Below are 8,349 nucleotides of genomic sequence, written 5' to 3'. Positions count from 1 at the left end.
CGCGATGGCGACCAGTACGGCGGCGGAGCCGGAGCCCGGCCGGGAGCGTCCGCTGCGCGCCGACGCCCGCCGCAACCGGGAGCGGCTGCTGCGCGAGGCGCGCCTGGCGTTCGCCGAGCACGGCACCGACGCCTCGCTGGAGGAGGTGGCCCGGCGGGCCGGCGTCGGCATCGGCACGCTCTACCGGCACTTCCCCAACCGGCACGCGCTGATGAACGCCGTCTTCCAGGAGGCGCTGCACGCCCTGCTGGCCCGCTCCGGCGAGCTGGCCGAGGCGGAGCAGCCGTGCGCCGCGCTGGTGGAGTGGCTGCGGGCGGTGGTCGGCCACGCCGGGGAGTACCGGGGGCTGGCCCGGGAGCTGATGTCGGCCTCGCATGACACCACGTCCGCGCTGTCGCAGTGCAGCACGCCGCTGGGGTCGGCGGGCGCCAGGCTGCTGGAGCGGGCCCAGCGGTCCGGGGCGGTGCGCGACGACGTGTCGATCGGCGACCTGATGCAGCTCACCAACGCGATCGCGCTGGCGGCCGAGGAGTGCCCGGGCGACCGGGGGCTGGCCGACCGCCTGCTGGCGCTGACCCTGCGCGGCCTCAAGCCGTAGCCGCGCCCCGGGCCGCGGGTCAGCGGCGGCGCAGGTCGGCGACCCGGGCCGGGCCCCGGTCGGCGGGCGGGGCCTCGGCGGGCAGCGGGGCGCCGGCGCCGCGCAGCGCGGACGCGCCGGGGTGGCGGCCGCGCTGGCCGGGCAGCGGCACGTCCTGGCGGGCGCGGCGGGCGGGCGGGGCCGGTTCGGCGGCGTTCTGGCCGGCGCCGGCGACGGTGATCTGCACGCCCTGGTCGGCGAGCGCCTGGAGTTCGGTGCCGGCCCGGTCCTCGTGCGGCGGCGGCTCGTCGGTGACCAGCCGGGTGATCAGGTCGGTGGGCACGGTCTGGAACATGGTGTCGGCGCCCAGCTTGGTGTGGTCGGCGAGGACCACCACCTCGGCGGCGGCCTGCACCAGGGCGCGGTCCACGCTGGCGGAGAGCATGTTGGAGGTGGACAGGCCGCGTTCGGCGGTGAGGCCGCTGCCGGACAGGAAGGCGCGGGAGACCCGCAGTCCTTGCAGGGACTGCTCGGCGCCGCTGCCGACCAGGGCGTAGTTGGAGCCGCGCAGGGTGCCGCCGGTCATCACCACCTCCACCCGGTTGGCGTGCGCGAGGGCCTGGGCGACGAGGAGGGAGTTGGTGACGACGGTGAGGCCGGGCACCCGGGCGAGCCGGCGGGCCAGCTCCTGGGTGGTGGTCCCGGCGCCGACGACGATGGCCTCGCCCTCGCCCACGAGGCCGGCGGCGACGTCGGCGATGGCGGTCTTCTCGGCGGTGGCCAGGTGCGACTTCTGCGGCAGCCCCGACTCGCGGGTGAAGCCGCCGGGGAGGACGGCGCCGCCGTGCCGGCGGTCGAGGAGTCCTTCTGCCTCCAGCGCCCGTACGTCACGGCGTACGGTCACTTCGGAGGTCTGGACGACGCGGGCGAGCTCCCGGAGCGACACGGCTCCGTTGGCGCGCACCATTTCAAGGATCAACTGGCGACGTTCTGCAGCGAACACGAAACTGACAGTAACGCCCACGAGCATTCCCATGCAGCGTTATGCGCCCATTACGCGAATTTCCGAACAGAGAAGCCCACCAACTGGTATGGGGGCGTCCGGATGTTGACGGCCTCAGACGGTTGCCGACCGGTGCCGACCGGTCGGCGTCCCGACTCGCCGGGGATTGGCGGGGGTTGTCCCCCCGCCGGTCCCCGGCCGCGGTGGGCTCAGGCGCCGTCCTCGGTCTTGCGGGTGTGCAACTGGCGTGCCACCTCGGCGATCGAGCCCGACAGGGAGGGGTACACGGTGAACGCGTTCGCGATCTGCTCGACCGTCAGGTTGTTGTCGACGGCGAGCGAGATGGGGTGGATCAGCTCGCTGGCCCGCGGGGCGACGACGCAGCCGCCGACCACGATCCCGGTGCCGGGCCGGCAGAAGATCTTGACGAAGCCGTCCCGGATGCCCTGCATCTTGGCGCGCGGGTTGCGCAGCAGCGGCAGCTTGACCACCCGGGCGTCGATCCGGCCGGAGTCCACGTCGGCCTGGGTGTAGCCGACGGTGGCGATCTCCGGGTCGGTGAAGACGTTCGCCGAGACCGCCTTGAGGTCGAGCGGGGTGACCGCGTCTCCCAGGAAGTGGTACATCGCGATGCGGCCCTGCATGGCGGCGACCGAGGCGAGCGCGAAGACGCCGGTGACGTCGCCGGCCGCGTAGACGCCGGGCGCGGAGGTCCGGGAGACCTTGTCGGTCTTGACGTGCCCGGAGTCGGTGAGCCGGACCCCGGCCTCCTCCAGGCCCATGCCGGCGGTGTTGGGGATCGCGCCGACCGCCATCAGGCAGTGGCTGCCGGAGATGACCCGGCCGTCGGCGAGGGTGACCTCGACCCGGTCGCCCACCCGCTTGGCGGAGGCGGCGCGGGAGCGGGCCATGACGTTCATGCCGCGCCGGCGGAAGACGTCCTCCAGCACCGCGGCCGCGTCCGGGTCCTCGCCGGGCAGCACCCGGTCCCGGGAGGAGACCAGGGTGACCCGGGAGCCGAGCGCCTGGTAGGCGCCGGCGAACTCGGCGCCGGTGACGCCGGAGCCGACCACGATCAGCTCCTCGGGCAGCTCGTCGAGGTCGTACACCTGGGTCCAGTTGAGGATGCGCTCGCCGTCGGGCTGGGCGTCGGGGATCTCGCGCGGGTGGCCGCCGGTGGCGATCAGCACCGCGTCGGCGGTCAGGTGCTCCTCGGAGCCGTCCGCCGCGCGCACCACGACCTGGCGCGAGCCGTCGGACGCCTGCTGCCCCTCCAGCCGGCCCCTGCCGCGCACCACCCGGGCGCCGGCGCGGGTGACCGAGGCGGTGATGTCGTGCGACTGGGCGAGCGCCAGGCGCTTGACCCGGCGGTTGACCTTGCCGAGGTCCACGCCGACGATCCGGGCGGCCTGCTCGATGTGCGGGGTGTCGTCCGCGACGATGATGCCCAGCTCCTCGTGCGAGGAGTCGAAGGTGGTCATCACCTCGGCCGTGGCGATCAGGGTCTTGGAGGGGACGCAGTCGGTCAGGACGGACGCGCCGCCGAGGCCGTCGCAGTCCACGACGGTCACCTCCGCGCCGAGCTGGGCGGCCACCAGGGCCGCCTCGTATCCGCCGGGTCCGCCACCGATGATCACGATCCGGGTCACAGGGGTCACGCCTCGCGCTCTCGTCACGGCAGGGTCTGGGGTACGCGATCCATTGTCCCGCACGCCCCGGGGTGCTCCCCGCCGGGGCCGGGCCGCTGGGCCGGATCGGCCGAGGCGGGACCTGCGGGCCCCCCTCCCGTACCCTCGAAGGCATGTCGCTCTACGCCGCGTACGCCGGCAACCTCGACGCGCGGCTGATGAGCCGCCGCGCCCCGCACTCCCCGCTGCGCGGCACCGGCTGGCTCAACGGCTGGCGGCTGACGTTCGGCGGCGAGCAGATGGGCTGGGACGGGGCTCTGGCCACCATCGTCGAGGCGCCGCGCTCCCAGGTGTTCGTCGCGATGTACGACATCGCGCCCATGGACGAGGACTCCATGGACCGCTGGGAGGGCGTGGGCCTGGACATCTACCGCCGGATGCGGCTGCGGGTGCACACCCTGGACGGCGAGGAGCCCGCCTGGGTGTACGTGCTCAACGGCTACGAGGGCGGGCTGCCCTCCGCCCGCTACCTGGGCGAGGTGGCCGACGCCGCCGAGTCCGCCGGCGCCCCCCACGACTACGTCATGGAGCTGCGCAAGCGCCCCTGCTGATCGCCGCGCGAACGGGCCCTGACGAGGCCGCCGGCAGGCGCTTGTCGGAAACGACAACACAACGATCGCAACTCCGTGGGCTCCGTCATCTACGCGCGTAGGCCATGAGCGGCTAGGCTGCCCGCGTACCGCATCTGTTTTCTCCGGGGCTCCCACCCCGGACCCCGGTCGGCCCCGCCCGCCCGGGGCGACGTTCTTCGCGAGGCGAGAGACTCTGTGAACGCAACTGCCACCCCGGACCACCTCCCGGGCGACCCCTACGCCGCCGCTGACGACGCCGCCGCGCGGCTCCGGGCGCTGACCGGCGCCGAGACCCACGACGTCGCCCTGGTGATGGGCTCCGGCTGGGCCCCGGCCGTGGACGTGCTCGGCGCGCCGGAGGCCGAGTTCCCGGTCACCGAGCTGCCCGGCTTCCCGCCCCCGGCCGTCGAGGGCCACGGCGGCAAGATCCGCTCGTACCTGCTCGGCGGGAAGCGCGTCCTGGTCTTCCTCGGCCGCACCCACTTCTACGAGGGCCGCGGCGTCGCCTCGGTCGCGCACGGCGTGCGCACCGCCGTCGCCGCCGGCTGCAAGACGGTCGTGCTGACCAACGGCTGCGGCGGCCTGCGCGAGGGCATGCGCCCCGGCCAGCCGGTGCTGATCAGCGACCACATCAACCTCACGGCCGCCTCCCCCATCGTCGGCGCGAACTTCGTGGACCTCACCGACCTGTACTCGCCGCGGCTGCGCGCGCTGTGCAAGGAGGTCGACGCGACGCTGGAGGAGGGCGTGTACGTCCAGTTCCCCGGCCCGCACTACGAGACCCCGGCCGAGATCAACATGGTCCGGGTGCTGGGCGGCGACCTGGTCGGCATGTCCACCGTGCTGGAGGCCATCGCGGCCCGCGAGGCGGGCGCCGAGGTGCTGGGCATCTCCCTGGTGACCAACCTGGCGGCGGGCCTGTCCGGCGAGCCGCTGAACCACGAGGAGGTCCTCCAGGCCGGCCGCGACTCGGCCGCCCGGATGGGCGAGCTCCTCACCCGGGTCCTCGACCGCATCTGAGACCGCACCGGCCGGGTCCCGTCCGGGGCCCGGCCGCACTCGTTCCCGTAGCAGCCGCAGCAGCCGTGGAAGCCGCAGCAGCGGAACCGGCGCCAGGCCACGCCCAGGAAGGCAGACCACCGTGCAGCAGGACCCCACCGGCTCCCCCGAAGCGGAGCTGTTCGCCCGGGCGCGGGCGTGGCTGGCCGAGGACCCGGACCCGCAGACCCGCGAGGAGCTGGCCGGCCTGATCGAGGCGGCCGGGGCGGACGGCGCCGCCGCGCTCGCCGAGCGGTTCGCCGGCACCCTTCAGTTCGGCACCGCCGGGCTGCGCGGGGAGCTGGGCGCGGGCCCGATGCGGATGAACCGCGCGGTGGTCATCCGGGCCGCGGCCGGTCTCGCCGGCTACCTCAAGGCGCAGGGGCAGGCCGGCGGCCTGGTGGTGATCGGCTACGACGCCCGGTACAAGTCGGCCGACTTCGCGCGGGACACCGCCGCGGTGATGACCGGCGCGGGGCTGCGCGCCGCCGTGCTGCCGCGCCCGCTGCCCACCCCCGTCCTCGCCTTCGCCATAAGGCACCTGGGCGCGGTGGCCGGCGTCGAGGTCACCGCGAGCCACAACCCGCCCCGGGACAACGGCTACAAGGTGTACCTGGGCGACGGCTCGCAGATCGTGCCGCCGGCCGACGGCGAGATCGCCGCCCAGATCGACGCGGTCCGCGCGCTGGCGGACGTGGAGCGCCCGGAGTCCGGCTGGGAGGTCCTCGGCGAGGACGTCCTGGCGGCCTATCTGGCCCGCACCGACGCCGTGCTGACGCCCGGCGCCGCCCGCGGCGCGCGCACCGTCTACACGGCGATGCACGGCGTCGGCAAGGACGTGCTGCTGGCCGCCTTCGAGCGGGCCGGCTTCCCGGCCCCGGTCCTGGTGGCCGAACAGGCCGAGCCGGACCCGGACTTCCCCACCGTGGCCTTCCCCAACCCGGAGGAGCCGGGCGCGATGGACCTGGCGTTCGCCACCGCGCGCGAGGCCGCTCCGGACGTGGTGATCGCCAACGACCCGGACGCCGACCGCTGCGCGGTGGCGGTGCCGGACGCCTCGGCCGAGGCGGGCTGGCGGATGCTGCGCGGCGACGAGGTGGGCGCGCTGCTCGCCGACCACCTGGTCCGCAAGGGCGCCGAGGGCGTCTTCGCCGAGTCGATCGTCTCCTCCTCCCTGCTGGGCCGGATCGCCGAGGCGGCCGGGGCCGGCTACGAGGAGACGCTGACCGGCTTCAAGTGGATCGCCCGCGTGGAGGGCCTGCGCTACGGCTACGAGGAGGCGCTCGGCTACTGCGTGGACCCGGGCGGGGTGCGCGACAAGGACGGCATCACGGCCGCGCTGCTGGTCGCCGAGCTGGTCTCGGAGCTGAAGGAGCAGGGCCGTACGCTCTGCGACCGGCTGGACGAGCTGGCCGTGGCGCACGGCCTGCACGCCACCGACCAGCTCTCGGTGCGGGTCACCGACCTCACCGTCATCGCCACCGCCATGCGCCGTCTGCGCGAGCGGCCCCCGGCCGAACTGGCCGGTCTCACGGTCGCCTCCGCCGAGGACCTGACCAAGGGCACCGACACGCTGCCGCCCACCGACGGCCTGCGCTACCACCTGGCCGGGGACTACCGGGCCCGGGTCATCGTGCGCCCCAGCGGCACCGAGCCCAAGCTCAAGTGCTACCTGGAGGTCGTCGTCCCGGTCGCCGCCGCGGCCGAGCTGGCCGGCGCCCGCGAGCGGGCCGCCGAGGTGCTGGCCGCCCTGAAGCGCGACCTGGCGGCCGCCGCCGGGATCTGACCAGCGGCGGACACCACCGCCGTACGGGGCCGGGAGGACCACACCTCCCGGCCCTCTCGGCATGTCCGGGCCCCGCTCGGGGCGCGACCGGCCCGGCGTACGCGGGCGCGGCGCCGGTCGCGCCGCCGCTCGTGCACCGCTTCGACCTCGTCGGCGCCGGCCGCGCAGACGGCGCTGTCCGGCGACCAGGCACCGGACATGGCGATGACCAGCATTGTCAGGTCGAACGGGTCGCCGGCACACACCCGCCCGGCGGCCTGCGCCCGCCTGATGGGGTCGGTCTTTCCGGTCGGTGTGACGGCGGCTGCATGGTGTTCGCCCTTGCCGACGGAGCCACGAAAAGGCAACGAGGGGCAAGAGATGGACTCAGTCGAGGACCGTCGGAGTACACCAGTGGTGACGAGCACTCGTTGGGAGAACGGGAAGCCCCGGCCGCGACATACTCCGGGGCGCACGCGGCGGGACTTCCGTATGTCTTGGCAGCGCACGCGCGGGGACGCCCGCTACCGCGGTCTACTCCACGATCGTGACGGTAATCCGATTTTTCCAGCCGAATTCCCGGTCCTGCGCCTCAGCTCGAAGCAAGACGTCCCTGACGCCTTCGAACACCACCGAGCCCAGGACCCGCCGACTTACGGCGGCGTCCTTCCAGACGATGTCCACGGGCCGCTCGACGTCTGTCGAAAGACGGTCCCACAGGGCGCTCAGATTCCACCCGTAGTAGGGGCCGAAGTCCAGCGGTCCAGCCAGGGCTCGGTGGACGTCGAGTACCTCCTGGACCCGCGCTCCGTCGATCTCGATCCTCACGGTGGTCACTTCCAGTTCGGAATCTGGTAGAAGCTCCGATAGTGGTCGAAAGTGATGTAGGCCAGGCCGTCACTTGACCACACCAGGCGAGTTCCCGGCTGCTTCGAACGCTTCATCGTATTCTTCTTGACGCAATCGACCACCCTCTCCAAGGTCTTGGCATTCATGGAGGTGTCGATTGCGTCGTCGATCTTGGTGAGGAGTCGGAGCTTTCCGGCGGGGATGATTTCGGTGAGTGCGAGGGCGCAGTCGCCGAAGGTGGGGTCCTTGATGCACTTTTCGGTGTTGGCGAAGAGGTAGGTGCGGGCGAAGTCCGCGGCGATGGTGAAGTGCTCGCGGGTGCGCTCGTGGCGTGCGTCGGCTTCGTCGCAGGGTTCGTAGGTGTGTCCGTGCGGGATGAGTCTGACGCACTGCTGGTTCTTGCGGTTCTCCTTCTTCTTCTGCGCCGCCTGCTGCTTCTCGTGCTCTTCCTTGTTCTTGCGGATCTCTTCCGCTATTTCCTTTTCCAGTTCCTCCTTGGCCTGGGCCCATGCCTGGCCTGCCAGGCGGTTGGCGTCGTCGGCGTCCTTGCCGGCGGCCAGGGCGGAGGCGCGGGCGGCATCTGAGTGGTCACGGGCGCGGGCGGCGGAGTCGCGTGCGTACTGTGCGGAGAACTCGGCTTGTGCGGCGGAGTCCTCGGCGGCGTCGGCGTCGCGGTCGGCGGCTGCGGCGGCGTTGCGGGCGGTGATGGCGGACTGCTTGGCCTGGGCCGCGCTGGTCTCGGCGGCGGTGGCCGCCTTGTCCGCGTCCGCGGCATGGCGACCGGCCTCATCGGCGGACTTGGCGGCTTCGGCGGCGGCCTCGCCTGCCTCGGCCTTGGCGTTGTTGGCCAGGGCCGC

Annotated in this window: 8 protein-coding genes and 1 pseudogene; 4 read left to right on the top strand and 5 right to left on the bottom strand. The window is 73.5% G+C overall.

Annotation, left to right across the window (positions count from 1 at the left end; all coding sequences use genetic code 11):
* Positions 1 to 4: 4 nt before the first annotated feature.
* A complete protein-coding gene (locus C6N75_RS05900; RefSeq protein ID WP_105867772.1) occupies positions 5 to 598 on the top strand; it encodes a TetR/AcrR family transcriptional regulator in 594 nt (197 codons plus the stop codon).
* A 19-nt stretch (positions 599 to 617) separates the two neighbouring features.
* Here the strand turns inward: C6N75_RS05900 and C6N75_RS05895 are convergent, their stop codons facing one another.
* On the bottom strand, positions 618 to 1,544 hold the full coding sequence (locus tag C6N75_RS05895; protein ID WP_407703197.1) for a DeoR/GlpR family DNA-binding transcription regulator: 927 nt from the start codon (positions 1,542 to 1,544) through the stop codon (positions 618 to 620).
* Between the two features lie 245 nt (positions 1,545 to 1,789).
* Positions 1,790 to 3,238: an NAD(P)H-quinone dehydrogenase gene (locus C6N75_RS05890; RefSeq protein ID WP_107503735.1), complete on the bottom strand. Its 1,449-nt coding sequence runs from the start codon at positions 3,236 to 3,238 to the stop codon at positions 1,790 to 1,792.
* A 143-nt stretch (positions 3,239 to 3,381) separates the two neighbouring features.
* Here C6N75_RS05890 and C6N75_RS05885 point away from each other — a divergent pair, with 143 nt between their 5' ends.
* The 3 genes from C6N75_RS05885 (at position 3,382) to C6N75_RS05875 (ending at position 6,664) form a co-directional block, all read left to right on the top strand.
* Positions 3,382 to 3,819, top strand: a complete 438-nt coding sequence (locus C6N75_RS05885) for a gamma-glutamylcyclotransferase (RefSeq protein WP_105867769.1) — start codon at positions 3,382 to 3,384, stop codon at positions 3,817 to 3,819.
* A gap of 216 nt (positions 3,820 to 4,035) precedes the next feature.
* Entirely contained in the window at positions 4,036 to 4,860 is an 825-nt protein-coding gene (locus tag C6N75_RS05880; RefSeq protein ID WP_105867768.1) for a purine-nucleoside phosphorylase, read from the top strand.
* 121 nt (positions 4,861 to 4,981) lie between these two features.
* Complete coding sequence (locus C6N75_RS05875) at positions 4,982 to 6,664, top strand: phospho-sugar mutase (protein ID WP_105867767.1); 1,683 nt, start codon at positions 4,982 to 4,984, stop codon at positions 6,662 to 6,664.
* Here C6N75_RS05875 and C6N75_RS32185 read toward each other — a convergent pair.
* The 3 genes and pseudogenes from C6N75_RS32185 to C6N75_RS30470 all read right to left on the bottom strand — a co-directional run.
* The gene (locus C6N75_RS32185; protein WP_407703196.1) at positions 6,547 to 7,071 is read right to left on the bottom strand and encodes a hypothetical protein; all 525 of its coding nucleotides are present in this window, start codon (positions 7,069 to 7,071) and stop codon (positions 6,547 to 6,549) included. The two genes, C6N75_RS05875 and C6N75_RS32185, sit on opposite strands and share 118 nt — an antisense overlap.
* Before the next feature lie 106 nt (positions 7,072 to 7,177).
* Positions 7,178 to 7,471: a barstar family protein gene (locus C6N75_RS05865; RefSeq protein WP_105867773.1), complete on the bottom strand. Its 294-nt coding sequence runs from the start codon at positions 7,469 to 7,471 to the stop codon at positions 7,178 to 7,180.
* A gap of 5 nt (positions 7,472 to 7,476) precedes the next feature.
* Positions 7,477 to 8,349 (bottom strand): annotated as a pseudogene (locus C6N75_RS30470) (hypothetical protein); the annotation flags it as partial.

The sequence above is a fragment of the Streptomyces solincola genome (assembly GCF_002982015.1).
Classification (GTDB): domain Bacteria; phylum Actinomycetota; class Actinomycetes; order Streptomycetales; family Streptomycetaceae; genus Streptomyces; species Streptomyces solincola.
This window is presented reverse-complemented; position numbering and strand designations above follow the sequence as displayed.

What these genes read in the sequence shown, in the direction of transcription:
- C6N75_RS05900 (WP_105867772.1), top strand. Translation starts at nt 5, where the DNA reads ATGGCGACCAGTACGGCGGCGGAGCCGGAGCCCGGCCGGGAGCGTCCG.
- C6N75_RS05895 (WP_407703197.1), bottom strand. Translation starts at nt 1,544, where the DNA reads ATGGTGCGCGCCAACGGAGCCGTGTCGCTCCGGGAGCTCGCCCGCGTC.
- C6N75_RS05885 (WP_105867769.1), top strand. Translation starts at nt 3,382, where the DNA reads ATGTCGCTCTACGCCGCGTACGCCGGCAACCTCGACGCGCGGCTGATG.